At 68.6% G+C, this 25,219-nt stretch carries 31 protein-coding genes; 12 read left to right on the top strand and 19 right to left on the bottom strand.

Annotated features, from left to right (window positions below; translation table 11 throughout):
* Positions 1–186 precede the first annotated feature (186 nt).
* The 4 genes from pgl to ACETK8_RS05170 all read left to right on the top strand — a co-directional run bounded on the left by pgl (position 187) and on the right by ACETK8_RS05170 (position 4,115).
* Complete coding sequence (gene pgl / locus ACETK8_RS05185) at positions 187–897, top strand: 6-phosphogluconolactonase (RefSeq protein ID WP_374038452.1); 711 nt, start codon at positions 187–189, stop codon at positions 895–897.
* Positions 897–2,771 carry a phosphogluconate dehydratase gene (gene edd, locus ACETK8_RS05180; protein ID WP_374038451.1) on the top strand — a complete coding sequence of 625 codons (1,875 nt, stop codon included), beginning with the start codon at positions 897–899 and terminating at the stop codon, positions 2,769–2,771. The genes pgl and edd overlap by 1 nt, the downstream gene beginning before the upstream one ends.
* The gene (gene glk / locus ACETK8_RS05175; RefSeq protein ID WP_374038450.1) at positions 2,768–3,739 is read left to right on the top strand and encodes a glucokinase; all 972 of its coding nucleotides are present in this window, start codon (positions 2,768–2,770) and stop codon (positions 3,737–3,739) included. The genes edd and glk overlap by 4 nt, the downstream gene beginning before the upstream one ends.
* Before the next feature lie 82 nt (positions 3,740–3,821).
* Positions 3,822–4,115, top strand: a complete 294-nt coding sequence (locus ACETK8_RS05170) for a hypothetical protein (RefSeq protein WP_374038449.1) — start codon at positions 3,822–3,824, stop codon at positions 4,113–4,115.
* A 430-nt stretch (positions 4,116–4,545) separates the two neighbouring features.
* Here the strand turns inward: ACETK8_RS05170 and istB are convergent, their stop codons facing one another.
* The 9 genes from istB to ACETK8_RS05125 all read right to left on the bottom strand — a co-directional run bounded on the left by istB (position 4,546) and on the right by ACETK8_RS05125 (position 12,887).
* The gene (gene istB / locus ACETK8_RS05165; protein WP_128115569.1) at positions 4,546–5,274 is read right to left on the bottom strand and encodes an IS21-like element helper ATPase IstB; all 729 of its coding nucleotides are present in this window, start codon (positions 5,272–5,274) and stop codon (positions 4,546–4,548) included.
* On the bottom strand, positions 5,261–6,772 hold the full coding sequence (gene istA / locus ACETK8_RS05160; RefSeq protein ID WP_374036561.1) for an IS21 family transposase: 1,512 nt from the start codon (positions 6,770–6,772) through the stop codon (positions 5,261–5,263). The genes istB and istA overlap by 14 nt, the downstream gene beginning before the upstream one ends.
* Positions 6,773–6,834: 62 nt before the next feature.
* Positions 6,835–7,680, bottom strand: coding sequence for a DUF1295 domain-containing protein (locus tag ACETK8_RS05155; RefSeq protein ID WP_374038448.1), 846 nt, complete (start codon positions 7,678–7,680; stop codon positions 6,835–6,837).
* A gap of 41 nt (positions 7,681–7,721) precedes the next feature.
* Positions 7,722–8,099, bottom strand: coding sequence for a hypothetical protein (locus ACETK8_RS05150; RefSeq protein WP_374038447.1), 378 nt, complete (start codon positions 8,097–8,099; stop codon positions 7,722–7,724).
* A complete protein-coding gene (locus ACETK8_RS05145) occupies positions 8,099–8,449 on the bottom strand; it encodes a hypothetical protein (RefSeq protein WP_374038446.1) in 351 nt (116 codons plus the stop codon). The genes ACETK8_RS05150 and ACETK8_RS05145 overlap by 1 nt, the downstream gene beginning before the upstream one ends.
* Positions 8,450–8,452: 3 nt before the next feature.
* Complete coding sequence (hmgA, locus tag ACETK8_RS05140; protein ID WP_374038445.1) at positions 8,453–9,754, bottom strand: homogentisate 1,2-dioxygenase; 1,302 nt, start codon at positions 9,752–9,754, stop codon at positions 8,453–8,455.
* Between the two features lie 211 nt (positions 9,755–9,965).
* The gene (locus tag ACETK8_RS05135; RefSeq protein ID WP_374038444.1) at positions 9,966–11,087 is read right to left on the bottom strand and encodes an acyl-CoA dehydrogenase family protein; all 1,122 of its coding nucleotides are present in this window, start codon (positions 11,085–11,087) and stop codon (positions 9,966–9,968) included.
* 136 nt (positions 11,088–11,223) lie between these two features.
* On the bottom strand, positions 11,224–12,402 hold the full coding sequence (locus ACETK8_RS05130) for an acyl-CoA dehydrogenase family protein (protein ID WP_374038443.1): 1,179 nt from the start codon (positions 12,400–12,402) through the stop codon (positions 11,224–11,226).
* A gap of 230 nt (positions 12,403–12,632) precedes the next feature.
* On the bottom strand, positions 12,633–12,887 hold the full coding sequence (locus ACETK8_RS05125; protein WP_374038442.1) for an Lrp/AsnC ligand binding domain-containing protein: 255 nt from the start codon (positions 12,885–12,887) through the stop codon (positions 12,633–12,635).
* Between the two features lie 46 nt (positions 12,888–12,933).
* On the opposite strand from ACETK8_RS05125, the gene ACETK8_RS05120 reads away from it, so the two are divergent.
* Positions 12,934–13,740 carry an alpha/beta hydrolase gene (locus ACETK8_RS05120; RefSeq protein WP_374038441.1) on the top strand — a complete coding sequence of 269 codons (807 nt, stop codon included), beginning with the start codon at positions 12,934–12,936 and terminating at the stop codon, positions 13,738–13,740.
* Positions 13,741–13,805: 65 nt separating this feature from the next.
* Positions 13,806–15,668, top strand: a complete 1,863-nt coding sequence (locus ACETK8_RS05115) for a monovalent cation:proton antiporter-2 (CPA2) family protein (RefSeq protein WP_374038440.1) — start codon at positions 13,806–13,808, stop codon at positions 15,666–15,668.
* Positions 15,669–15,681: 13 nt separating this feature from the next.
* Here the strand turns inward: ACETK8_RS05115 and ACETK8_RS05110 are convergent, their stop codons facing one another.
* Positions 15,682–16,071: a hypothetical protein gene (locus ACETK8_RS05110; protein WP_374038439.1), complete on the bottom strand. Its 390-nt coding sequence runs from the start codon at positions 16,069–16,071 to the stop codon at positions 15,682–15,684.
* A 150-nt stretch (positions 16,072–16,221) separates the two neighbouring features.
* On the opposite strand from ACETK8_RS05110, the gene ACETK8_RS05105 reads away from it, so the two are divergent.
* Entirely contained in the window at positions 16,222–16,530 is a 309-nt protein-coding gene (locus ACETK8_RS05105) for a hypothetical protein (RefSeq protein WP_374038438.1), read from the top strand.
* Positions 16,531–16,570: 40 nt separating this feature from the next.
* Here ACETK8_RS05105 and ACETK8_RS05100 read toward each other — a convergent pair whose 3' ends face one another.
* From ACETK8_RS05100 to ACETK8_RS05070, 7 genes are all read right to left on the bottom strand, one after another.
* Positions 16,571–17,218, bottom strand: coding sequence for a DUF4126 domain-containing protein (locus ACETK8_RS05100; protein ID WP_374038437.1), 648 nt, complete (start codon positions 17,216–17,218; stop codon positions 16,571–16,573).
* Positions 17,219–17,240: 22 nt separating this feature from the next.
* Positions 17,241–17,528, bottom strand: coding sequence for a GNAT family N-acetyltransferase (locus tag ACETK8_RS05095; RefSeq protein WP_374038436.1), 288 nt, complete (start codon positions 17,526–17,528; stop codon positions 17,241–17,243).
* A gap of 68 nt (positions 17,529–17,596) precedes the next feature.
* Entirely contained in the window at positions 17,597–17,986 is a 390-nt protein-coding gene (locus tag ACETK8_RS05090; protein ID WP_374038435.1) for a hypothetical protein, read from the bottom strand.
* An 11-nt stretch (positions 17,987–17,997) separates the two neighbouring features.
* Entirely contained in the window at positions 17,998–18,675 is a 678-nt protein-coding gene (locus ACETK8_RS05085; protein ID WP_374038434.1) for a DUF4870 family protein, read from the bottom strand.
* A 49-nt stretch (positions 18,676–18,724) separates the two neighbouring features.
* On the bottom strand, positions 18,725–19,246 hold the full coding sequence (locus ACETK8_RS05080; protein WP_374038433.1) for a 6-pyruvoyl trahydropterin synthase family protein: 522 nt from the start codon (positions 19,244–19,246) through the stop codon (positions 18,725–18,727).
* A 199-nt stretch (positions 19,247–19,445) separates the two neighbouring features.
* Entirely contained in the window at positions 19,446–19,820 is a 375-nt protein-coding gene (gene folB / locus ACETK8_RS05075; protein WP_374038432.1) for a dihydroneopterin aldolase, read from the bottom strand.
* Between the two features lie 5 nt (positions 19,821–19,825).
* Positions 19,826–20,578: an SDR family oxidoreductase gene (locus ACETK8_RS05070; RefSeq protein ID WP_374038431.1), complete on the bottom strand. Its 753-nt coding sequence runs from the start codon at positions 20,576–20,578 to the stop codon at positions 19,826–19,828.
* A gap of 173 nt (positions 20,579–20,751) precedes the next feature.
* Between ACETK8_RS05070 and arsC the strand changes: the two genes are divergently transcribed.
* The 5 genes from arsC to ACETK8_RS05045 are packed head-to-tail and all read left to right on the top strand — an operon-like array spanning position 20,752 to position 23,914.
* Positions 20,752–21,096: an arsenate reductase (glutaredoxin) gene (arsC, locus tag ACETK8_RS05065; RefSeq protein WP_374038430.1), complete on the top strand. Its 345-nt coding sequence runs from the start codon at positions 20,752–20,754 to the stop codon at positions 21,094–21,096.
* A 31-nt stretch (positions 21,097–21,127) separates the two neighbouring features.
* A complete protein-coding gene (locus ACETK8_RS05060) occupies positions 21,128–21,598 on the top strand; it encodes an NUDIX domain-containing protein (RefSeq protein WP_374038429.1) in 471 nt (156 codons plus the stop codon).
* A 12-nt stretch (positions 21,599–21,610) separates the two neighbouring features.
* On the top strand, positions 21,611–22,060 hold the full coding sequence (locus ACETK8_RS05055; RefSeq protein ID WP_374038428.1) for a DMT family transporter: 450 nt from the start codon (positions 21,611–21,613) through the stop codon (positions 22,058–22,060).
* Positions 22,060–23,079, top strand: coding sequence for a UbiA family prenyltransferase (locus tag ACETK8_RS05050; RefSeq protein WP_374038427.1), 1,020 nt, complete (start codon positions 22,060–22,062; stop codon positions 23,077–23,079). Before ACETK8_RS05055 ends, ACETK8_RS05050 begins: the two co-directional genes overlap by 1 nt.
* Before the next feature lie 13 nt (positions 23,080–23,092).
* The gene (locus tag ACETK8_RS05045; protein WP_374038426.1) at positions 23,093–23,914 is read left to right on the top strand and encodes a DUF3298 and DUF4163 domain-containing protein; all 822 of its coding nucleotides are present in this window, start codon (positions 23,093–23,095) and stop codon (positions 23,912–23,914) included.
* A gap of 190 nt (positions 23,915–24,104) precedes the next feature.
* Here ACETK8_RS05045 and ACETK8_RS05040 read toward each other — a convergent pair whose 3' ends face one another.
* Together ACETK8_RS05040 and ACETK8_RS05035 are read right to left on the bottom strand one after the other, a co-directional pair.
* Positions 24,105–25,052: an alpha/beta fold hydrolase gene (locus ACETK8_RS05040; protein ID WP_374038425.1), complete on the bottom strand. Its 948-nt coding sequence runs from the start codon at positions 25,050–25,052 to the stop codon at positions 24,105–24,107.
* Between the two features lie 13 nt (positions 25,053–25,065).
* Positions 25,066–25,212, bottom strand: a complete 147-nt coding sequence (locus ACETK8_RS05035; protein ID WP_374038424.1) for a hypothetical protein — start codon at positions 25,210–25,212, stop codon at positions 25,066–25,068.
* Between the last annotated feature and the right edge of the window lie 7 nt (positions 25,213–25,219).

Below are 25,219 nucleotides of genomic sequence, written 5' to 3'. Positions count from 1 at the left end.
TCTTTCGTCATCCTCCGGCGAGCGTAGCGAGACCGGGGGACGCAGCGGCGCGCGGGAGCGCGAAACTGCCGCGCAGCAGGACGCTTCCTACATCGTGCCTGAACAGATCGCCTCCGGCGCCGCTGCGTCCCCCGGTCCGCGCCGCCAAGCGGCGGCTTGCCGGAGGATGACGAAAGTGAAGTTGTCATGACCCCCGAAATCGAAACCTTCCCCACCGTCGAAACCTGGGCCCAGTCCATCGCCGGGCGGATCGAGGAGACCTCGGGCGCCGCCGTGATCGCCAACGGCAAGGCGGTGTTCGCGGGACCGGGCGGATCGACGCCGTCGCCGGTCTATGCGCGGCTGGCCCAGGCAAACATCGGCTGGGACAAGGTCGCCGTCACCCTGGTGGACGAACGCTATGTGCCGGAGACCAGCCCGGACTCGAATGCACGGCTGATCAAGGACGTGCTGTTGCAGGGGCCGGCGGCGAAGGCGCGGTTCATCCCCCTCTATACGGCCGAGGTCACGGTGGATCGGGCGGCGGCGGTCGCGGCCCATGCTCTGGCCGAGGCCGGCGGGCGGTTCGACGCGGTCCTTCTCGGCATGGGGGAGGATGGCCATATCTGTTCCATGTTCCCCGAAAGCCCGACCCTGAAGACCCTGCTGACCCCGACGCTGAAGCCCAACGTCCTGGGCGTGCCGCATGGCCGTGACGGGATGGCGCCGAGCCTGGAGCGGATCTCGATCAACCTGCCCTATCTGATGGCGGCGGGCCGGGTGATCCTGGGTCTGAAGGGCCGGGCCAAGCTTGAGGTGTTCGAGCGGGAGGCCCTGGGCGATCCGGCGACCCAGCCCATCGCGGCCATGATCGCGGCCAAGGTCCCGCTTGAAGTCGTGTGGACGGAGGCGAACTGATGGCTCTTCATCCCGTGGTCGCGGAAGTGACCCAACGCATCATCGAACGGTCCCGAGAGACCCGCACCGACTATCTCCGTCGCATGGACGCGGCGCGGGATGCGGGGATCGGCCGGGCCAAGCTGTCATGCGCCAACTGGGCCCATGCCTTCGCGGGCCAGACCATCGCCGACAAGTTGGCGGTCATGGACGGCAAGACCCCGAACCTGGGCATCGTCACCGCCTACAACGACATGCTGTCGGCGCATCAGCCGTTCGAACGCTTCCCCGAAGTGATCCGCGCCGCGACGCGCGAGGTGGGCGCGACGGCCCAGGTCGCCGGCGGCACGCCCGCCATGTGCGACGGGGTCACGCAAGGCCGGCCGGGCATGGAGCTGTCGCTGTTCAGCCGCGACGTCATCGCCATGTCGGTCGGCGTCGCCCTGACCCACGACGCCTTCGACGCGGCCATGATGCTGGGCGTCTGCGACAAGATCGTGCCGGGCCTGTTCATGGGGGCCTTGGCCTTCGGCCACCTGCCCGTCGTGTTCGCCCCCGCAGGTCCCATGCCGTCGGGTATTCCGAACGCGGAAAAGGCGCGGGTCCGGGCCGAGTACGCTCAGGGCAAGGTCGATCGTCAGACCCTGCTGGAAAGCGAGATCGGGTCGTACCATTCGCCCGGCACCTGCACCTTCTACGGCACGGCCAACTCCAACCAGATGATGATGGAGCTGGGCGGGTTGCACATGCCGTCCACCGCCTTCGTCCATCCGGAGACGGGTCTGCGCGACGCCCTGACGGCGGCGGCGGCAAAACGGGCCATCGAGCTGTCGCGCAGCGGCGAGTGCCGCATGGCCGATGTGGTCGACGAGAAGTCGGTCGTGAACATGATCGTGGCGCTTCTGGCCACCGGCGGATCGACCAACCACGCCATCCACCTGGTCGCCATGGCGCGGGCGGCGGGGGTGCTGATCGACTGGACCGATATGGACCAGCTGTCGGCGGTGACGCCGCTGCTGGCGCGGGTTTATCCGAACGGCTCGGCCGATGTGAATGCCTTCCAGGCGGCCGGCGGCGTGGCCTTCGTGGCGCGCGAACTGGCGAAGGCCGGCCACATCCACTCCGACGTCACGACCATCATGGGTCACGGGATCGAGGCCTATTTCAAGGAGCCGACGATGGTCGACGGCGAACTGGTCTGGAAGGACGGGGTCGTCGAAAGCCTGGATCGCGACATCCTGCGTCCCGCGTCGGACCCGTTCGACACCGAGGGCGGCCTGCGTCTGGTGCAGGGCAATCTGGGTCGGGCCGTCATCAAGATTTCGGCCGTGAAGCCGCAGCATCGGACGGTCGAGGCCAGGGCCCGCGTGTTCGACGCGCAGGAGGACGTGCTGGCCGCCTTCCAGGCCGGCGAACTGGACGAGGGCTGCGTCATCGTCCTGCGCTTCCAGGGCCCCAAGGCCAACGGCATGCCGGAGTTGCACTCCCTGTCGCCCCTGATGAGCGTGCTGCAGGATCGCGGCGTGCCGATCGCTCTGGTCACCGACGGGCGGATGTCCGGCGCCTCGGGCAAGACCCCGGCGGCCATCCACATCACGCCCGAGGCGCTGGAGGGCGGGCCGCTGGCCTATGTGCAGGACGGCGACCTGATCCGGCTGGACGCCGAGGCGGGCGTCGTCGCCGTGGACGCCGACCTGACCACGCGCCAGCGGGCGCAACCGAACTCGGTGCAGAGCTGGGGCTATGGCCGCGAACTGTTCGGGGCCTTCCGCAACGCCGTGTCGTCCGCCGAGCGCGGCGCCTCGGTCTGTTTCGCCGCCGAGCCGACAGAGAAACAACCAGAGATCCGCGACGTAGCGGACGCGAACGTACAGAACAGGGCAGTGGACGCATGAGTGACGGCAAGACGCTTCTGGTCGGGGATGTCGGCGGGACCAATGCCCGCTTCGCCATCGCCACGATGATCGACGGCAAGATCACCCTGGACCACCACGAGAGCTTTCCGGCCGACCAGTACCCGACCTTCCTGAAGGGGGTCGCGGCCTATGTGGACGGCTGCGAGGTCAAGCCGACCGGCGGCGTCATCGCCGTGGCCGGGCCGGTCACGGACGGGGCTATCGACCTGACCAACTCGCCGTGGGCGGTGTCTGAGGCCGAGTTGCAAACGCTCGGCCTCAACCCCGTCCGCCTGATCAACGATTTCGAGGCTCTGGCCTGGGGCGCGCCGGTCGTGCCGTCGGCTGATCTGGCGCATCTGGGCGGTCCGACCGAGGGCGATCCGCATTCGGCCATCGCGGTCCTGGGGCCGGGCACGGGCTTCGGCGTCTCGGCCCTGGCGCGGGACATTCACGGCAAGGAGATCGCCCTGCCCAGCGAGGGCGGCCACGCCTGTTTCGCGCCGGGCGATCCGATCGAGGACGAGATCCTCCGCATCCTGAGGAAGCGCTACAGCCGGGTGTCGATCGAGCGGCTGATCTGTGGTCCCGGCCTGCTGAACATGCACCGGGCCCTGGCCGAGATCGACGGTCGCGAGACCCATATCGACGATCCGGCCCAGATCACGGAGGAGGCCCTGGCCGATCCGCGCAGCCATTGCGGCGCCACCCTGGCCCGGTTCTGCGCCATCCTGGGCGCCGTGGCCGGGGACGTCGCCCTGACCATGGGATCGCGTGGCGGCGTCTATATCGCCGGCGGCATCGCGCCGCGCATCCTGCCCTTCCTGAAGGCCAGTCCGTTCCGCGAACGCTTTGAAAGGAAAGGCCGTTTCCAGGACTATATGGCCGATATCCCGACCTGGGTGATCACCCACAAACACGCCGCCCTGCGGGGCGCAGCGCGCGTGGCCTTCGCCGAGGCGCGGTAACAAAAGGGCTCGAATTCTCACGGCTGCGTGAACCCTTCGCGAGGGGCGGCGTTTGTCTGCCTCCACCAGGAAGGACAATTCCATGCGTAAGCTGATTATCGCCGCCGCCTCCGTCGCTCTGGCCGCCTCGCTGGCCGCCTGCGGTGAATCCTCGGCGGACAAGGCCGCTGAAGCGACCGCCGACTCGCTCGAGAACCAGGCCGCGGCCGCTCCGACCGAGGCCCAGGCCGACGCCCTGAACGCCCAGGCCGACCGCGTCGAGCAACAGGCCGGCAACGCCGACGGCGGCCTGACCACCGGCAATACGCCGTCGACGGCCCCGGACGGTTCGATGCAGGCCCCGCCGGCCCCGACCACTCCGGCCCCGGCCCACTAAGGACTTCGGGCCTTCCCAAGGCTCAAGAAGCCCCCGTCGCGAAAGCGGCGGGGGTTTTCGTTTTTATCTTCGTCATCCTCCGGCGAAGCGGAGCGAAGACCGGAGGACGCAGCGGCGCGCGAGAGCGCGAACCTGCCGCGCACTCGCCTGCTTCGGACATCGTGCCTGAACAGATCGCCTTCGGCGCCGCTGCGTCCCCCGGTCTGCACCGCGAAGGCGCGGCTTGCCGGAGGATGACGAAGGTCAGGTCTTCTTGGGCGGCATCGGTGTCAATCGGCGTCTAAAAGGGACCCCCTATCGGCGTGCAATAGGGACCCCCTTTTGAGGTTCGGGATGGACGTCACGAGCGCACCGCTTGCGAGGGTTGGGGCGTAGGGAGGGCGTAGCCCGACCGGAGGCTCAACCCTCGCTTGGCGTTCTTTTGGTGGGGTCAGCTGCGGTGCTTGAAGCGCCAGCTGTCGTTGCCGGTCTCGACGATGTCGCAGTGGTGGGTGATGCGGTCGAGCAGGGCCGTCGTCATCTTGGGATCGCCGAACACGGTCGGCCATTCGCCGAAGGCGAGGTTGGTCGTGACGATCACCGAGGTCCGTTCGTAGAGCTTGCTGATCAGGTGGAACAGCAACTGGCCGCCGGAGCGTGCGAACGGCAGGTAGCCGAGCTCGTCGAGGACCACGACGTCGAGGCGGCAGAGGTGAGCAGCCAGCGCACCGGCCTTGCCCAGGCGGGTCTCCTCCTCGAGGCGGTTCACCAGGTCGACGGTGTTGAAGTAGCGGCCACGCGCCCCGGCGCGCACGACGTTGGTGATGATGGCGGTGGCCAGGTGGGTCTTGCCCGTGCCTGTCCCGCCGACCAGCACGATGTTGCGCCGGTTCGCCAGGAAGGCGCCGCTGTGCAGCGAGCGCACCAGCCCCTCGTTGATCGGCGTGTCGTCGAACACGAAGGCGTCCAGGTCCTTCACGGCCGGCAGCTTGGCTGCCGCCATCCGGTACCGGATGGAAGCCGCATGCCGGTGGGTCGTCTCGGCGCGGAGCAGGTCGGCGAGGATCTCCATGGTCGTGCGCTTGCGCTGCAGGCCGGTGGTGACCGCCTCGTCGAAGGCGCCGGCCATGCCCTTGAGGCCCAGGCCGGTCAGGGCCGCCATCATCTCATGCCGCTGCATGCAGGCCTCGCAGACTGTCGTAGCGGTCGCAGTCCGCCTGAGGCGGATGCCGCAGGGCAAGGTCATCCGACGTGACGATGCTCAGCGGCCGGGGCGGTTCGCGTCGGCGCGCCAGGATGTTGAGGATGACGTCGTCGCTCACGGTCCCGGCAGCGAGCGCCTCGCGCGCGGCGGCCTCGACCGGCTCCAGGCCGTCTTCCAGCACAGCCGCCAGAACCCGCACGAACCGGCGATCGGCTTCGTCACCCGCACCCAGCTTGCGCCTCAGGCGCGCCAGGGCGGGCGGTAGCTCCCAGTCCTGGAACGGCGCGCCATTGCGCAGGGCGCCGGGCTTGGTCGCCAGCACCGGCAGGTAATGCCATGGGTCATACAGGGTGCGGTCTCGACCGAAGAACCGGCGATGGTCGGCGACGACCTCACCCTCGCAACGCACGACGATCCGGTCGGCATAGGCGCGGACCTGCACCGTACGGCGTCCCGCTCTAGCCATCACCGAGTAGCGGTTGCGGTCGAAGCTGATCAGGCAGGTCCCGGTCACCGCGTGCTCGCTCTCGTGGAAGCCGTCGAACGGGCCCAGCATGGGCTGCAGCGCCGGGCGCTCGGCGGCCAGGGCCTGGGCGACCGTCAGCTCCTTCTGCTCGGGATGCTGGCGCAGCTCGCCCCAGCGACGGCATTCGGCCTCCAGCCAGCCGTTCAACTCCTCCAGGCTGGTGAAGCGCAGGCGCGGCTGGAAGAACCGTCCCCGCGCCGTCTGGACCTGGTGCTCGACCTGGCCCTTCTCCCAGCCCGCCGCCGGCGAGCAAGCCGTCGGCTCCACCATGTAGTGGCTCGCCATGACCAGGAAGCGCCGGTTGAACAGCCGGTCCTTGCCCGTGAACACAGTCGTCACCGCCGTCTTCATGTTGTCGTAGATCCCGCGCGTCGGCACCCCGCCGAAGAAGGCGAACGCCCGCGCATGCGCGTCGAACAGCATCTCCTGGGTCTCGCGCGGGTAGGCCCGAACATAGATCGCGCGTGACGCGCACAGTCGCATGTGCGCCACCTTCACCCGCATCGGCTTGCCCGCGATCTCCACGTCCTCGTGGCTCCAGTCGAACTGGTAGGCTTCGCCCGGCCTGAACATCAGCGGGATGAACGACGGTGCATCCGCCACGCCCCGGCGTCGCTTCAGCCGCCACCCCGCCGCGTAGCGCCGGACCGCGTCATACGACCCGTCGAACCCCTCGCGCACCAGTAGGTCATGGACCCGCGTCATCCGCAGCTTCTCGCGCCGCGGCCGCGCCTCGTCCTCTTCCAGCAGTTCATCGAGCCTGGCCTGGAACGGCCCCAGCCTTGGCAACGGCTGCACCGCCCGCCGATAGGCGAACTCCGCATCCGGCTCCCGGATCGCCTTGCGAACCACCTTGCGCGACAATCGAAGGTCACGCGCGATCGCCTTGATCGCCTTGCCGGACGCAAACTCGCGCCGGATCCTCAACACCGTCTCCAACACCAACATCCCGAACTCGCCGCCTGACATCCGCCAAGCCGCCACCGTTAGACCTCAGGAATGAGGGGTCCTTATTCGACGCCGATCACACCGCTAACGGGGTCCCTTTTCCACGCCGATCCACACGGCATCGGCACGAACGCGCTCGTCCGGCGGACGTAGTCGGCGTATTTCGGCTTGGTCCGGGCGATGGCCTTTTCTGTGATGCCGATGCCCGACCAGCGCGTCAGGGTGAAGGTCAGGAAGATCGGTCCCACCACCGAGGCGATCCCGACCCAACCGGTCTCCGCCGCGATCAGCCACAGCCCCCACCAGACGCAGGCGTCGCCGAAATAGTTGGGGTGGCGGGTGTAGCGCCACAGGCCCGTGTCCAGCACCTTGCCCTTGTTCCTCGGGTCCTTGCGGAAGGCCGAAAGCTGGGCGTCGCCGATGCTTTCGAAGCCGATGCCGACGACGACGATCACCGCCCCGATCCAGCCGATCCAGCCCATGGCCGGGGCGTGCTCGACCTGGCCCATCTGCACCGGCAGGGAGGTCAGCCAGCCGAGGACGGCTTGGGGCAGGAAGACGAACAGGAGTGCGGTCTTCGCGAAGCTCCAGCCGTGTTCGCGCTCCTGGGTCTCGACGATCTCGGCGTAGCGGCCGTCGATCCCCTTCTCATGCCAGCGCCGCAACAGGTGCCAGCCGAGGCGGACGGCCCAGACGGCGCAGAGCCAGAGCAGCAGGAATTTTCGCGTCGCATCGCCGTCTGTGCGAACGGCGGTGATCAGGGCCAGAAACAACATGCCCAGCGGCCAGACGCCGTCGATGAAGCTGACATCCCGCAGCCGCAGCGCCAGTCCCCACAGGAACAGCATGACCACGACAAGCGCGGCGAGGTTCAGACACAGGAGGGCGACGAGTTCGGGCAGGGTCATGCGACAGCAACGCTAGCACGACGCCTGCGGATGCGTCCCGTTCAGTCGACGCAGAGACCAGGGCCCACGACGCCCTTCTCGACGCGCGAATAGCAGCCGAACTGGCTGTTTGACGCGGCGCAGCGACCGGGCGCCTGGCCACGCACAGGCGTCTGGTTCGGCGGGGCCAGACAGGCGCCGCGGCAATCGCTGGCGTCGGAACAGGGCTTGTCGGCGTCGGCATAGAGGATGACGCAGTTCCAGAAGCCGCCGAGCCCCCCGCGCGAATAGGATCCGCCCTGGGCCGAACAGGCGGCGGTCTGGGCGGCCGTCGGGGTCTGGCCCGGCGTGACGGACAGGTCCTCGGTCGGGCCCGGCGGCGGCGTGGGGGCGCAGGCGGCCAGAACGACGGCGGCGGCGAGGGCAAGGAGCGCGCGCATCAGTCGACGCAGAGGGTCGAGGCGACGCCGTTCTCGATCGTGGTGCGGCAGCCGAAGCGATTGCTGTCGGCCGCGCACTGGCCGCTGGTCGGGGGCGGGGTGGCGTCGCCGCCGAGGGTGGAGGAGACGCAATCGCCCTGGCACTGGTCGCCGCTGGTGCAGCGCTTGCCGGCGTCGGCATAGCGGATCACGCACTGCAGGGTCTGGAGACGACCGACGCGCTGCATCGACCCGCCCTGCGCGGCGCAGGCGGCCTCGGCGGACTGGCCCGGAACGGCTGAGCCGCTTTCCGTCGTCGGCGAACAGGCGGCGGTCAGGGTCAGGGCGAGGGCGGCGATCAGCAGGCGCATGGTCTATCCTTTGGCGGTGACGTCGCCCTTGGCGAAGCCGGTCCAGACGTCGTCGTAGTCGAGTTGCATCGTCGGGCTGGTTTGCGCCCATTCCGTGGTGCGGATCGGGAAACGCGTCTCGAACATGAAGGCCAAAGTGTTCTCGAGCTTGATCGGTTTCAGCTCGGCGGCGACGGCCTTGTCGTAGCTGGCTTGGTCGGGGCCGTGGCCGCTCATGCAGTTGTGCAGGGACGCGCCGCCGGGGGCGAAGCCGCCCTCCTTGGCGTCATACTCGCCGGTCACCAGCCCCATGAACTCGCTCATGACGTTCCGGTGGAACCAGGGCGGGCGGAAGGTGTCCTCGGCCACCATCCAGCGCGGCGGGAAGATGACGAAGTCGCAGTTGGCCGTGCCGGACGTATCCGACGGCGAGGTCAGGACGGTGAAGATCGACGGGTCCGGGTGGTCGAAGCTGACCGTGCCGATGGTGTTGAACCGCGCCGTGTCCCAGCGATAGGGGGCAAGGTTGCCATGCCAGGCCACGACGTCCAGCGGCGAGTGATCGAAGGTCGTGACCCACAGGCGGCCGGCGTATTTCTGGACGCATTCGGTCGGGCGTGACACGTCCTCGAAGGCGGCGACCGGGGCCTCGAAGTCGCGCGGGTTGGCCAGTCCGTTGGAGCCGATGGGGCCGAGGTCCGGCAGGCGGAAGGGCGCGCCGTAGTTCTCGCAGACGTAGCCACGGATCGGACCGTCGCACTCGACGCGGAAGCGGACGCCGCGCGGGATGACGACGATGTGGCCAGGCGAAGCTTCGATGCGACCGAATTCGGTGACGAACAGGTGGTCGCCCTGTTGCGGCACGATCAGCAGCTCCCCGTCGGCGCAGTAGAAGACCCGGTCGGTCATCGACCGGTTGGCGGCATAGAGGTGGACGCCCACCCCGACCTGCGCCTCCGCATCGCCGTTGCCGCCATAGGTCGTCAGGCCCTCGACCCAGTCGGTGGGTTCGGTCGGGATCGGCAGAGGGTCCCAGCGCATCCGGTTGGGGCTGGGCGGGGCGTCGTGGAAGGGGCCGGACCGGACGCGACCCTGATCGAAGGGCTGATAGGCCGGGTGCTGGGCCGAGGGGCGCAGACGATAAAGCCAGCTGCGACGGTTCTCGGTGCGCGGGGCGGTGAAGGCGGCGCCGCTCAGTTGCTCTGCGTAGAGGCCCATCGGCGTCTTCTGCGGCGAGTTCCGCCCCACCGGCAGGGCGCCGGGCACGGCCTCCGTGGCGAAATGGTTGCCGAAGCCGGTCTGGTAGGTCGCGCTGTTCAGCGTCATGCGGTGTCTCCCTTACGCCGACTTAGCCCTTCTCCCCTTGCGGGAGAAGGTGGCCGAGCGAAGCGAGGTCGGATGAGGGGTACGAAGACGGGGATACGGTGAGCGGAAGAAGCTCACCGGCGAGAGCGAGTTTCACCCCTCACCCGATCGCACAAGGACGACGGCTTGCAGCCGCCGTGCGCGATCTCCCTCTCCCGCAAGGGGAGAGGGTTCAATACCCGCCAGCCTGCGCAAGTTTCTCCGCATGATACCCGGCGTCGCCCAGCAGTTCGTTCAGCACGCGCACCCGCTTCATGTAGAGGCCCACGTCGAACTCGTCAGTCATGCCGACGCCGCCGTGCATCTGGACCGCTTCCTGCACCGCCAGTTCGGCGACCTTTCCGGCCTTGGCCTTGGCGACCGAGACGGCGAGGTCGGCCTTGGGCGCGCCGGCATCGAGGCGCTGCAGGGCGCCCAGGGTCGCGGCCTTGGCCAGTTCCAGCTCGGTGAACAGATGGGCGGCGCGGTGTTGCAGGGCCTGGAACTCGCCGATCAGCTTGCCGAACTGTTTGCGGGTTTTCAGGTATTCGACCGTGGTCAGGAAGGCCTGATCCCCCGCACCCGTCAGACAGGCGGCGGCGCAGGCGCGGCCGAGGTTCAGCGCGCCTTCCAGAGCCGTCTCACCGGCGCCGACCTCGCCCAGCAGGGCGTCTGCATCGACCTGAACGTCGGTCAGGGTGACGCGGGCGGCGTTGTGGGCGTCGACCATGACGGTGCGTTCGATCTCGACGCCCGCCGTCTTCGGATCGACGAGGAAGAGGCTGATGCAGTCCTCCGTCTTCGCCGCCACGATCAGGGCGTCGGCGATGTGGCCGTCCAGAACGAAGCCCTTCGAGCCGTTCAGCTTGAAGCCGTTGCCGCTGCGTTCGGCGGTGGTGGCGATGCGGCTGGGCTGGTGCTTCGGACCTTCGTCGAGCGCCAGCGACAGGATGGCCTCGCCCGCCGCGATCTTCGGCAGCCAGGCGGCCTGCTGATCGGCCGAGGCGGCGTCGATCAGGACGCGGGCGGCCAGGATCGACGAGCCGAAATAGGGCGACGGGGTCAGGGTGCGCCCCAACCCTTCGGCCACGATGCCCGCCTCGACCGCGCCGAGGCCGGAACCGCCGTGTTCCTCGGGGATGATGACGCCGGCGAAACCCATTTCGCCGAACGCCTTCCACAGGTCGCGGGAAATGCCGTCAGCGTCGTTGGAATCGCGCAGTTTGCGCAGGGCAGAGATCGGGGCGTTCTCCGACAGGAAGCCGTCGGCGGCCTCCTTCAGCATGGTCTGCTCTTCGGTGAGGATCAGGGGCATCTTGTTTCTTCCACTCCGTCATCCTCGGACTTGATCCGAGGATCGGATGTTGAGCGGGCTGTGCGCTACAGTCGTCGCACGAGCGGCGGACCGTCCGATCCTCCTATCAAGTCGGAGGATGACGGCGTGTGTTGCGTCAGGCTCCCGGCAGCTGAAGCAGGTGTTTGGCGATGATGTTCAGCTGGACTTCGCTGGTCCCGCCTTCGATCGAATTGGCCTTGGTGCGGAGCCAGTCGCGGGCGGGCGTGCCCTTGTGCGAGCGCTCGCTTTCCCACTCCAGGGCGTCGGACCCGCCGGCGGCCATGGCCAGTTCGTGTCGGCGCTTGTTCAGCTCCGAGCCGTAGTATTTCAGCATGGAGGCGATGGCGGGCGAGACCTGTTTCGCCTTCACCTGATCGCCGACCCGCTCCATCGACAGACGGAAGGCGGCGGCGTCGATCTCCAGCTCGGCGATCTTCGCGCGCAGCATCGGCTCGTCGAGACGACCGGCGTCGTCCAGGCCGATGGAATCGACCGCGACCTGTCCCATCGGACGGCCCATGTCGCCCAGGCCCCCGATCATGGTGCGCTCGTGCGCGAGCAGGGCCTTGGCCACGTCCCAGCCCCGGTTCAGCGTTCCGACGAGGTTCTCCTTCTCCACGCGCACGTCGTCGAAGAAGGTCTCGCAGAAGGCGGACTTGCCGGAGATCAACTCGATCGGCTTGGTCGTCACACCCTTCGTCGCCATGTCGAACAGGACGAAGGAGATGCCCAGATGCTTGGGCGCCTCCGGGTCCGTGCGGATCAGGCAGAAGATCCAGTCGGCCTTGTCCGCATAGGAGGTCCAGATCTTCTGGCCGTTGATGATCCAGTGGTCGCCCCTGTCCTCGGCGCGGGTCTGGATGGCGGCCAGGTCGGAGCCGGCGCCCGGTTCGGAGTAGCCCTGGCACCAGCGGATTTCGCCGCGCACGATCTCGGGCAGGAAACGTTTCTTCTGTTCCTCGGTGCCGAACTGCAGCAGCGCCGGGCCCAGCATCCAGATGCCGAAGGACGACAGGGGCATCTGGGCGTCGATGCGGCGCAGCTCCGAGGCCAGGATCTTGGCCTCCTCGCGGTCCAGTCCTCCGCCGCCGTATTCCCTGGGCCATTGGGGCGCGGTCCAGCCGCGCGCGGCCATCACGTCCATCCACTGCTTGTGGGCGGAGGTCTTGAAGGTCGGGTTGCGACCGCCCCAGACGCGGTCCTCGTCATTGTCGAGCGGACCGCGACATTCGGCCGGGCAGTTCGCCTCCAGCCAGGCGCGCGTCTCCGCGCGGAAGGTGTCCAGATCGGCCATATCTTCGCTCCCTGACGCCTGTGCCTGCGTCTATGATCAGTGATTAGCAGGGAATTGAAGGTGACGCAGCGTCATCACCCTCCCCCTCGGGGGAGGGTGGCCGAGCCAAAGGCGAGGTCGGGTGGGGGCGGCAAGGCAAGGCCCCACGGATCGTCGCTTGGTCGCCCGGCCGTCCCCACCCGGTCGCTACGCGACCACCCTCCCCCAGGTGGGAGGGAGAGGTTTGCGCCTTACTTGCTGGGCAGGAAGGGCGAGAAGGTGATGACCGTGAAGGTGTCGCGGACATGGGCGCGGGTCTGGACCTGTTTGGTCACGAAGGTGCCGATGTCCATGTCCTTCGGCAACTGGAACTTGGCCAGGAGGTCGTGCTGACCCGAGGTCGAATAGACCTCCGAGACGTGCTCGACATTGTCGACGATGTCGGCGGCGACGTCGTTGGCGAAACCCAGCTCGCATTTGATGAAGACGAAGATGGCGGTCATCATGGCGGAAGGCTCCCGGTGTTCGCGGGTCTGAGTAGCGGAAGCGGACGTGTCGGATAAGCCCCTCGATCTAGAAGCCGAATATAACAACCGCGCCGCCGTGCCGGATCACCCCGTCGTCATGGCCCGGTGGAAGGCGGATGCCGAGGCCGCGCGGACGGCTCATCCGCCGACCGCCCTGCCCTATGGCCCCGGCGAGCGGCACGTCATCGACCTGTTCGATGCGGCGCCGGATGCGCCTGTCGTCGTCTTCCTGCACGGCGGCTACTGGCAGGCGCTGGATAAGTCCTGGTTCAGCTGGATCGCCCCGGCGTTTCTGAAACACGGGGTCGGCGTCGCCATCCCCTCCTACGACCTAGCGCCGACCGTGCGACTGGGGCGGATCGTGGGGCAGATGCGGGATGCGGTCGAACTGATCCGCGCGAAGACCGGCAAACGGCCCGTGGTGTTCGGCCATTCCGCCGGGGGGCATATGGCCGCCTGCATGCTCAGCGAGGCGCGGGCTTCGGCGGCGGTGGCGATCTCGGGCGTGTTCGATCTGGCGCCGCTGATCCCGACCTCGCTGAACGCGGCGCTGAAGCTGGATGCGCGGGAGGCGGCGGCCCTGTCGCCGGTCCACTGGCCCGTGCCGAACGGATCGACGCCCGGCGGGACGGTGCTGGACTGCGTCGTGGGCGCCGACGAGACGGCCGAGTTCGTGCGCCAGTCGCGGGACATGGCCGACCTCTGGGGCGGCAAGGGTGTCGAGACGCGGTTCGAGGCGTTGGAGGACCTCAACCACTTCACCGTTCTGGACCCCTTGGCCGATCCGGACAGCTCGCTCGTGCGGCGGATCGTCGAACTGGCGAAAGCGTAGCCGTCAGGGGTCGCAATCGGGGCTCTCCATCGCCAATATAGTGGTCTGACCAAATTGGAGCGACCATGGCGGACCCCGCAGCAGGTATGAATCTGGGCCACGCGGTGGTGTTGCTGTCGGCCGCCGTCGTCGCCGTGCCCCTGTTCCGCAAGCTCGGCATGGGGTCGGTGCTGGGCTACCTGACCGCCGGGGTCGTGATCGGCCCGTTCGCCCTGGGCGCCATCGGCGACGCGGAGGCCATCCTGCACGTCGCGGAGTTTGGCGTGGTGATGTTCCTGTTCATCATCGGGCTGGAGATGAGACCGGCCAAGCTGTGGAAGCTCCGAAAGGAGATCTTCGGGTTAGGGGCGGCCCAGGTGATCACGGCGTCCCTCCTGCTGACCCTGACCGCCATGGCCTTCGGCATCGCCCCGGCCGTGGCCTTCGTCGGCGCGGCGGGCTTCGTCCTGTCCTCCACCGCCGTCATCATGCAGACGCTGGACGAGCGGAACGAGATCAATACCCCGCACGGTCAGCGCGCCGTCTCCATCCTGCTGCTGGAGGACCTGGCCATCGTGCCGCTCTTGGCCGTGGTCGCGGTGCTGGGCACGGCCTTGGGCACGGCCCAGGACGGGCCGCCCCTGTGGCAGACCATCGCCTTCGCCGTCGCCGCCGTGGTCGGCGTGATCCTGGCCGGCAAATACGCGATCAATCCGATCTTCCGCCAGCTGGCCAAATACGGCGGGCGCGAGGTCATGCTGGCCGCCGCCCTGCTGGTGGTCTGCGGCGCCGCCTGGACCCTGTCGCTGGGCGGGCTGTCGATGGCCATGGGCGCCTTCCTGGCCGGCGTCCTGCTGTCGGATTCGACCTTCCGCCATCAGCTGGAGGCGGACGTGGATCCGTTCCGCTCGATCCTGCTGGGTCTGTTCTTCCTGTCGGTCGGCATGTCGCTGAACCTCGACGTGGTGCTGACCGACTGGCGCTGGGTGATCGGCGGCGTCGTCCTGTTCATGGTGGTCAAGGCCATCGCCATCTACGGGATCGCCCGCCTGTTCCGCTCGTCGCACAACGAGGCGCTGGAGCGGTCGGCCCTGTTCGCCCAGGGCGGCGAGTTCGCCTTCGTCCTGTTCGGCGCGGCCCTGATGGCCGGACTGTTCGACGCGCGGACCTCGGCGATCTTCACCGCCATCGTCATCATTTCGATGGTGATGACGCCGGTCGTGACCATGGTCGTCTCCCGCTGGTTCCTGAAGGAGGCCGAGGTCTCGGTCGACGATCTGGACGACGTGGAGCGGGCGGAAGGTCTGCGTGAGCGGGTTCTGGTCATCGGCTTCGGCCGCTTCGCCCAGGTGGTCTGTCAGCCGCTCCTGGCTCGCGACGTGGACGTGTCGATCATCGACATGGACGTGGAGATGATCCAGGCGGCCGGAAACTTCGGCTTCAAGGTCTATTACGGCGACGGGTCGCGGCTGGATGTGCTGCGGGCGTCGGGCGCCGAGACGGCCGAGACCATCTTGGTCTGCGTCGACAAGCCGGAGACCGCCGACAAGATCGTCGAACTGGTCCAGTCGGAGTTCCCCCTGACCAAGCTGTTCGTGCGCGCCTACGACCGGGGCCACTCGATCCGCCTGATCCAGGCCAATGTCGAGTTCCACATCCGCGAGACCTTCGAGAGCGCCCTGGCCTTCGGCGAGCATGTGCTGAAGGACCTCGGCTTCTCCGAGGACGAAGCCCGCGAGACCATCGAGGACGTGCGTCGTCGCGACGAGGAACGTCTGGTGCTTCAGGTGACCGGCGGCATGACGGCCGGTCGCAGCCTGTGGCGCAACAACACCTCGACGCCGCAGCCGGAACCCTACGTCAAGCCGAAGCGCGAGGCCCAGGCCCTGAACGAGGACGCGGTCGACATGATCGCCGAAGAGGAAGAGCGGCAGCAGGAACAGGCCTAACGCCGCCGCTGCGTCAGCCCGGCGTCACGACCCAGTCGCTGCCGTCGCGCCGGGCGGTCCAGCGCGCGCCGTCCCAGTCCTCGAAATTCAGGATAGTGTCGGGATGGCCCTCGGCGCCCGAGGCCGGAGTGTGGAAGAAGGTCCGGCTGGAGCTGTTCCAGGTCGCCTGCCAGCAGCCACCGCCCCAGGTGCGATAGCGGATGATCCGGTCCGAATGGCCGGCGTCGCCATTGGCCGGGCGATGGTGGAACTGCTCGCCCGAGAGGCTGGCCCGCCACTGCGATCCGTCGCAGGTAACGTAAGGGATTTCCGCCACCACCCGCTGCTGCGCCACGGCGCCGCCCGCGCTGATCGCCACCATTAGGCCCGCAACCGCGCCCATTCCCGCCCGAAAACCGTACATCTGTCGCCTCCTGACGGTGGAAGCCTAACCGTTCGCCGAACGCGGCGCTGCGACGTTTGAGTCACAGTGAACCGTCAACCGCCACGCTCGCCCGACAGGCGAGGAACAGCTTGGCCGCAACACCATTGTCATCCTTGGAAAGGATCGCCCATGCCGACCAAGAAGACGTCCAAACCCGATCTGCGCCTCGTCGCCGAGAGCGAGGTCTACGACCTGATGCGCGGGCCGCAGACGACCGCCGACCGGGTCAAGCAGCTTCAGGCCGAGGCCCGCGCCCTGGCCATCGAACAGGTCGAGGCGCTGGAGAAGATTCTGGGCGAGGCGGCGGCTCTGGCCGACGAGATCGCCAAGGGCGGTGACGCCTATCCGGTCGGGGCCCGCGAGATCGCCTCGCGTCTGGCCGAGGACCTGCCGGCCAAGGCCGAGACCATCAAGGCGATCGTGGCGCGGCTTCCTTAAGGGCTTTCTGGAGCCTGATTCACGGCTTCGGCAAGAAGCCTCAGCCGATCAGGCTCTCGCGGGCGTAGAGCTTCGCCCGCAGGCGATTGGCCAGGCGGAAGACCAGGATCGCCAGGACGATCAGCACGACCGGCACCAGGATCGGCGCCAGGAACGCCAGGATCACGGTGAAGAAGCTCAGCACGTCCTCGATAAAGGACAGGACCGGATTGCCGACTCCACCGGTCGTGGCGGTCGAGGTCAGGCGCGCTCCCCCCTGGGCCGCGTTGAAGGCGAAGGCCGTGGGCGCGCCGACGATAACGCCGGCGATGGCGGCCGTGGTCGGATCCAGCCCGGCGAAGACGCTGCCTGCCGCGATCGCGCCCGCGACCGGCCGGGTGAAGGCGCCCAGAACGTTCAGGCCGTGATCGACGACGGGGATCTTGTCGCCCGCGAACTCGACGACGGCGGCGACGCCCAGCGCCCCGATGGCGGGCCAGTCCGCCAGCCAGGCCATCTGGTCGTTCAACTCGATCCCGAACAGGCGGAACTTGACGGCCAGGGCCAGCATCAGGAGCGGCAGGAAGGTTCTGAGACCCGTCGCCGAGGCGAGGCCCAGACCCAGGAGCGCGGGCAGGACCCAGGTCTGGAACGGCCCGGCGACCACGCCCAGCCCGTTCTGAACCCCCTGAAGATCGATGCCGTCCATTCGGCGGTCCCCTTTGAGGCGACTAGCCTAGCACGTCGCCCTGATCGGGGTGACGTTTGAACCAGGCGACGGCGTAACCGCACACCGGATGCAGCCGATGCCCCTCGGCACGGGCGTGATCGGCCAGGCTCTGCATGAACTTGCCCGAGGCGCCGGAGCCGCGCAGTTCCTGTTCCGCCTCGACATGCAGGATGGCGCGGCGGTTGCCCTGCACCGAATAGTCGGCCCAGACGCGGCGCATTTCTCCATCCGGATCGGTGAAGCCCTGTTCGTAGCGCTGCTCGGCCACGACATCGCGAAAGTCGGTCATGCGGTCCCCTCGGATACTGAGGGTCAAATGCCTTGCGTCGGCGGACCGTTCCGTACGGTCACGTAACGTCAGGCCGGCTTGTCCGACAGCAGGTTCAGGACCCCAAGGATGCTCTTCACCGTGAACCAGACGCTGAGCAGGAACCACAACAACAGGAACAGCAGCAGGAAGGGAATGCCGATCAGGACGATGGAGGCGATGCCGGAGATGGCGATCAGCACCCACAGGGCGAAGGTCCACCAGAAGACCGACCAGAACAGCGCGATCTGCGCCTCGATATGCTGGCGGGCGACGCCGGTGGCGCTGCCTCGCGCGGCGTAGGAGACGACCAGCCCCACCAGGACCAGGATGTTGGCCGAAGGAATCGACAGGATGTAGAGCGCCCAGGCGACCAGGGCGGCGGGCTTGCCCTCGGCTTCGTGACCGCTTTCGAAGCGGGGTTGGGAGGCGTCGGACATTCAGCTCGCTCCTAGAACAGCCAGGCGCGGGGGTTTGCGATCGGCCGGCCCGCCTTCAGCTTCATAACGCCGCCGGCGCCCCGAAGGATCAGCCAGACCGCCAGAAGGAAGAGGACGAAGACGCCCAGCCCCACGGCGATCAGGATGGCGCCCAGAAGCGCGACCACGGCGCCGGCCCACAGGGTGCGCTGCTGGAAGATGAAGTGACTGGCCGCCACATCGCCCTGCGGACCCGCCCGGCCGGTCACGGCCAGAAGGGCGATCAGGGCCGAGACGCCCAGCGTCGGCACGGCGAACAGGATCAGGGCGTAGACGGAATAGACGCCCATGGCGCCGTCGATGGGCGCGGGCTGTTCGCGGCGGCGCGCTTGGCTATGGGCCGGCTGTTCCGGGATCGGGGTCTCGCGCGCCCAGGCGGGGACGGGCTCGGGCGCCGGCGGCGGGCCCGGATTGGGCGTGGGCGCGGCGACTGCCTCGGGAACGGGCGCGACCGCAGGACTGGGCTGGGGCTCGAACAGATCGGCCTCGGGCTCGATCTCGGGCTCCGCGACCGGCGCGGGCTCGCGCGTCCGACCTTGCAGGGCGGCCGGCGACGCGAAACCGATCAGGTCATCGTCGTGATGGTCCGGATCGTGGCCGCGGGGCGTATCGGGATCGCCGGGATCGGGCATCGGGGTGCTCGCGCTCATGGTGAAGACAATGGCGGGGCCGCTCGCTCGAGGCAAGCCGAAGCTAGGATCAGGCGAGATCGTTGATGGTCAGATCGGGCCGATCCATCCAGCTTCCGGCCATCCAGGCACGCTCGGCCGCGCTGAGGTATTCGCCGATCAGGATGGCGTTGGTGGGCGTCTCTTCCAGGGTCAGTTCGACGCAGCGATAGGGCGAGCCGTCGTCCTTGAGGATGGCGTCCAGCTTGCGCCGCAGGGCGAGCGCGAACGCCTCGGTCGTCGGATCGCCCTCGAACACCATCAGGCGGGCGACACGCTGGGGCTCCGTCTCGCGGAACCAGGCCAGCATGGGATCGGCGCCGTTCATCTGGAAGGCGTGGTCCACGGCCTTGTCGATGAAGCCATGCCAGCGGCCCTTCAGGGTCTCGAACGAGGCCACGAAGTTGGAGCCGCCGAAGTCCATCTCCGCATCCGTGGCCAGGATCACATGCACGAACTCGTTGTGGCCGTGCGGCACCGCGCAGCGCGACGCGGGGTCGGCGAGCAGGCGATGGGCCATCGAGAAACGGCGGGTGAAACGAACCTGGGGCATTGCGGGGGACATGTCGGGGTTATGCGGCCGCAAAGCAAGTCACGCTCCCTCGTGGCTCCGTCACCCTCGGGCTTGTCCCGAGGGCCCATTTGTCCCTCAGGAAGGTCTTGGCGCGAAACGCCCGGAAGTGGCGCATCCCGCCCATCGTGATCGCTGAACCATGGATCCTCGGGACGAGCCCGAGGATGACGGTGTCCGATCAACGGCGGTACGTCAGCTCGCACCCGGCCCCGTCTGCGGTCTCCAGGGCGCCCGGCTTGTCGACGCGGACGGTGACGCCCAGAACCCGGTCGTCCTCCAGACAGTGCAGAGCCAGACGTTCGGCGAAGGTCTCGACCAGACCGACGTGCCCCTCGGCCACGATGCGACGGGCGGAGGCGGCCACGGTCTCGTAGTTGATTGTGTCGGAAAGGCCATGAACCTCGGCCGGACCCAGATCCAGGGTCACGTCGATGACCAGCGGCTGCAGCCGGCCGTGCTCGTGGTCGTAGACGCCGATCCCCGCCTCGACCCGAAGGCCCTTGACGAAGACGGTCAGGTTGTCGCGCCGGGCGGGCGCAGGCGAAGCGGTCACGGGGTTCACTCGGCGATGTCGGGGGTCTGCCAGGCCAGATGCTGACCGCCGTCGACGGCGATCATCTGGCCCGTCACGGAACGGGCACCGACCAGATAGACGACGGCCTCGGCGATGTCTTGCGGGCTCGACCCATGGCCCAACGGCATGGCGGCCTGTTCGGCGGCGAACTCCGCCCTGGACTGATGGATGGAGGCGAGCGTCGGGCCGGGTCCCACGCCGTTGACCCGGATGCGGGGCGCCAGCGCCTGGGCCAGGGTCCGCGTCGCCCACCACAGGCCGTTCCGCGACAGGGCGTAGGAGAAGAAGCGGGGATCGGGCTTCAGCACCCGCTGGTCCAGCAGGTTGACGATGGCGGACCCGTCCGGCGCCTGGGCGGCGAAGGCCTCGGCCAACACGACCGGCGCGCGCAGATTGGTCTCGAGATGCCTGTCCCAGGTCTCGCGCGACAGGTCGCCGACGCGGTCGTCCTCGAACACCGAGGCGTTGTTGACCAGGACGGACAGGGGGCCCAGCGCGCGGGCGGCGGCGGGGATCAGGTCGCGAACCTGACCTTCGACGGTCAGGTCGGCCGCGACGACGGCCGTGCGGACGCCGAACGCGCGCGCCTCTGCGGCCAGGGCTTCGGCGTCATCGGCCGAGCCGCGATAGTGGATGGCGACGTCATGGCCGCGCGCGGCGAGCGCCAGCACGATGGCGCGGCCGATCCGGCGCGCTCCGCCCGTGACGAGCGCCGCGCCGGGGCGGGAGTCAGTCAACCCGGCCGAACTCGATGAAGTTGATGGCGGCGAGAACGGCGACGAAGCCGAGGATGATGTAGAGGGCCGTCATTGGGGAAGCTCCTGATAGTCGCAGCGGGCATACCGGGCGCAGAGCCTCGGTTCAAGCGCGGGATGTTGATCCGCCGGGCCGGGCGCTCCAGAAGGCGGCCATGACCGACATCCCCGTGACGATCTTCCACAATCCGCGTTGCTCCAAGTCCCGCGCCGCCCTCGAACTCATTCGCGAGAAGGGCATCGAGCCGGATGTGGTCCTCTATCTCCAGACCGGGTGGACCAAGGCCCGGCTGAAGGACCTGCTGAAACGTCTGGGCCTGAAACCCCGCGACATCCTGCGCGCCGGGGAGACCGAGGCGGCGGGGCTGGACGGCGCGTCGGACGCCGAGATCCTCACCGCCATGGTCGCCCATCCGATCCTGGTCGAACGCCCCATCGTGGAGACGCCGAAGGGCGCGGTGGTCGGCCGGCCGCCGGAGCGGGTGCTGGAGGTCCTTTGAGGCCCGGCATCTCCTCCTGTAGCGTCGCGGCATGAACTGGCGTCAGCGAATCGAGCCCTTCACCCGGCCGCTGTTCTTTGCGTATTCGCGGATGCAGCGCGGCATGACGCTGGGCGTGCGGTCGGTGGCCGTCGATGCGGACGGGCGCGTCATGCTGGTGAAACACACCTATCTGGCCGGGTGGTGGCTGCCCGGCGGCGGGGTGGATCGGGGCGAGACCACCGGCGATGCGGCCACGCGCGAACTGTTCGAGGAGACGGGGCTGAAGGCGACCACGCCCGGCCGGCTGGTCTCCGTCCATTCCAACGAGCGGTTCTTTCGCGGCGACCATGTGATGGTCTACCGCTTCGACGCCTTCGAGACGGGCGAACTGACCCATCACGGCGAGATCGCCGAGACCGGATGGTTCGATCCCCTGAACCTGCCCGAGGACGCCCATCGGTCGACGCGGGACCGGATGGCCGAGATGTTCGGCGGTGCGCCCGTCGATCCACGCTGGTAGAGGCTTGAGCTTATGAACTTCGCACCCTGGCTCAGCATGCTGGCCGTCGTCCTCGCGGGCGGCGCGACCGCCCTTCAGGCCCCGACCAACGCCCGGTTGGCGACCGCCGTGAACGGTCCGGTCAACGCCGCCTTCGTCTCGTTCGCCGTCGGCACCGCGGCGCTCGGAATTCTGGCGGCCATCCTGCACACCCGGCCGGATGTCGAGGCGGCCAAGGGCCTGCCCTGGTACGCCTGGATCGGCGGCCTGTACGGCGTGATCTTCGTTGTGGCGGCGACCTGGGCCGTGCCGCGCCTGGGCGTGGCCATGACCATCACCCTGATGGTGGCGGGTCAGTTGATGCTCAGCCTGATCCTCGACCATTTCGGCGCGCTCGGCGTGCCCCAAGCGCCGATCAGCCTGACGCGCTTGGCGGGCGTAGCCCTGGTCATCGGCGGGGTCATCCTGGTGCGGCGCGGCTGATGTCCGCCCCCCTGCCCGACGCCGGACGCAACTGGGTCGATGCGCGCGCGCCCGAGGGCCTGAAGCCCTGGCTGAAGCTCGGCCGGTTCGACCGCCCGATCGGCATCTGGCTCCTGCTCCTGCCCGGCTGGCAGGGGATCACGCTGGCCCTGTCCCAGCACCACCGGATGCCCGGCCTCTACGAGCTGTGGCTGTTCGTCGGCTTCGCCATCGGGGCCTGCCTGATGCGGGCGGCGGGCTGCGCCTTCAACGACATCGTGGATCGCGACATCGACCTGAAGGTCGCCCGCACGGCCGCGCGGCCCGTCGCGTCCGGCCGCATCAGCGTGCGTCAGGCCTGGCGGTTCGTGATCGGCTGCAGCCTCGTCAGCCTGATGATCCTGCTCAGTCTCAACCTGACCGCCGTCCTGCTGGGCGTCGGGTCGCTGGCCCTGGTGGCGGCTTATCCCTTCATGAAGCGGATCACCTGGTGGCCGCAGGCGTGGCTGGGCCTGACGTTCAACTGGGGCGCCCTGATGGGCTATGCGGCCGCGACCGGCGCCCTAAGCTTCCTCGTCTGGGCCGACGGCCAGTGGCGGGTGATGAGCGGCGAATGGCTGACCTTCGGCGTCGCACCGGGCGTCAACGGCGAACTGACCATCGCGGCCGTCCTGCTCTGGGGCGGCGGCGTGTTCTGGACTCTCGGCTACGACACCATCTACGCCCTTCAGGACATCGAGGACGACGCCATGGTCGGGGTGAAGTCCTCGGCCCGTCGTCTGGGCAAGGGGGTGAGGACCGGGGTCGCTGTCTTCTACGCGTTGGCCGTCGCCTGCGCCCTCGCCGCCGGAGCGCTGGCGGGCCTCGACCTTCTCTTCTTCCTGGGCTGCGGCGTCTACGCGGGCCATCTGGCCTGGCAGGTCCGCACCCTGAAGCCCGAGAACGGCGCCCTGGCGCTGAAACTGTTCAAGTCGAACCGCGAGGCGGGGCTGATCCTGCTGGCGGCCATCGGCCTCGGCGCCGTATCCTACGCCCTCTGAACCGGAGATCGTCATGACCGCCCTTCGTCTCGTCCTCATCGCCGCCGCCGTCTCGGCGACCCTGGCCGGCTGCAACCGCGAGCGGACCGAGGAGAAGGCTGCCCCGCCGGTCGCGACCGCGGGCGCCGGCGCCGTCGTCACCCCGGCCGAGGCCGCCGCCCCCATGGCCTTCGAGTCCAAGACCCCCTTCGCCGAGGTCAGCCTGACCCTGCCGATCGCGATCAAGGCCCAGCCCGACCTGCACGCCCGCCTCTATGCCGCCGCCGTCCGGGACCTGCGCGAATTCTCCGAAGGCGCCCAGGCCGACCGCACCGAGGCCGGCGGCGACGCGGGCGCCCCGCCCTACAATCGGACCATCGACGTCACCCCCGGCGCCGAGACCGGCAAGCTGTTCAGCCTGATCCGCACCAACAGCGAATACACCGGCGGAGCCCACCCCAACTCCTCCTTCGCCGCCATCCTGTGGGACAAGGCGCTGAAGCGGGAGATCGCGGCCGGCGATCTGTTCAAGACCGGCGACCTGTCGGCGCTGGACACGGCCCTGTGCGCCGCGATCAACGCCGAGAAGAGGAAGCGCGACCCCCAGGCCCAGACCGTCTCCCTGACCGGCAGCGACATGTGGAAATGCCCGCGCGCCGCGACCGTGCCCTTCGTCCTGGCGACCGGGACCCAGCCGGGCAAGGCGGGCGGTCTGATCTTCCTGATCGGCCCCTATATGGTCGGCCCCTACGCCGAGGGCCCCTATGAGGTGACCGTGCCGCAGAGCGCCTTCCGGTCGCTTCTGGCCCCCGCCTATGCCGACGAGTTCGGCGGGGACCCGAAGGCGGAGGCCTGAAGACTGAACCCTCTCCCGGTGGGAGAGGGATTGAGCGCCGGAGAGCGTTAGCGATCCGCCTTGCGCGAAAGGGTGAGGGTCGGCTGTCGAAAGCAGGGGCCGTGCGACGGCTTACGCCGAAGGGTAGACCCGACCCTCATCCGTCCGCTTCGCGGCCACCTTCTCCCATCGGGAGAAGGATTTCGAGCGTCTACCTCAGAAATTCATCCACCAGCTCGCCGAACCGCTCGGGCTGGTCGGCCATGATGAAGTGACGGCTGCCGTCGACGCGGATCAACGTCACGCCCGGCAGCGACGCATACTCCCGCTGCCACAAGGCCTGCGCCATCGCGGGCGGCGGACCGCCGTCGGCGTCGGTGGCGTAAAGCGCCGTGACCGGGATCGTCATGGCGGCCAGCCCCGGCCGGGCGTCGGTGGTCATCACGTCGGCCATGGCCGAAGCGACGGCGTGATTGTCGCTCGTGACGGTCCAGTCGGCGATCTCGGCGCGGACCGCCTCGTTCCGGGCCATGCCCGCGGCCGTGGCCAGACCCCGACTGCGTTTGGTCGCCGGATCGGTCTCGGCGATCAGGCCGGCGCGGGCCTGTTCGGCGAACGGACGGGCAGTCTCGGCCGTGGCGGTCGGTCCATAGAGGGCGCTGAAGAAGGGCAGGCTGTCGACGCTCATCAGCCGGCCGACCGCCTCGGGATGGGTCTGGGCCAGACGCAGCCCCAGAAGCGCGCCCATGGAGTGGCCGATCACGGCGGGCTTCTCCAGGCCGGTCTCGGCGACATAGCGGGCCAGTTCGGCGACGGCGGGTTCGGCGAAGGCGCCGTCGCCGTGGCTCCAGGGCTCGCCGGCGAAGCCCGCCAGCTGGACCAGATGCACCCGGTGGGTGGCGGCCAGACGCGTCGCCAGCGGACGCCAGACCTCGCGCGAGGAAGCCAGACCGGGGATCAGGATGACGTCGGGGCCCGAGCCGATCACCTCCACCGACATCCGGTCGGAGACGAAGGGCGCGGCCTGAACCACCAGAGCGGGCTCGGCCTGGGCCTGGGTGGCGACGAAGACCGTTCCCCCGACCGCGAGCGCGGCGGCCGAGGCCAGGAACAGGACCTTCAGGGTCGAACGGCCGACGAAATGACGAAGATGCAGCATGGCGTGGGTCCTTTCAGAACGGCGCGGCGGCGATGTGAACGGGGGAGACGGGCTCGGCGCGGGCCTGTTCGTTGGCGACGCAGCAGGCGACGATGACGGCGACGATGACGGCGAACCGGGCACGGGGGCGCCGGCACGCCTGGAGGGCGCGTGGGAACATGGCAGGC

Origin of the sequence: Brevundimonas staleyi, assembly GCF_041893865.1 — a bacterium.
Taxonomy (GTDB): Bacteria; Pseudomonadota; Alphaproteobacteria; order Caulobacterales; family Caulobacteraceae; genus Brevundimonas; species Brevundimonas staleyi.
Note: the sequence above shows the minus strand (reverse complement) of the source record. Positions and strands in the feature narration are given on the sequence as shown.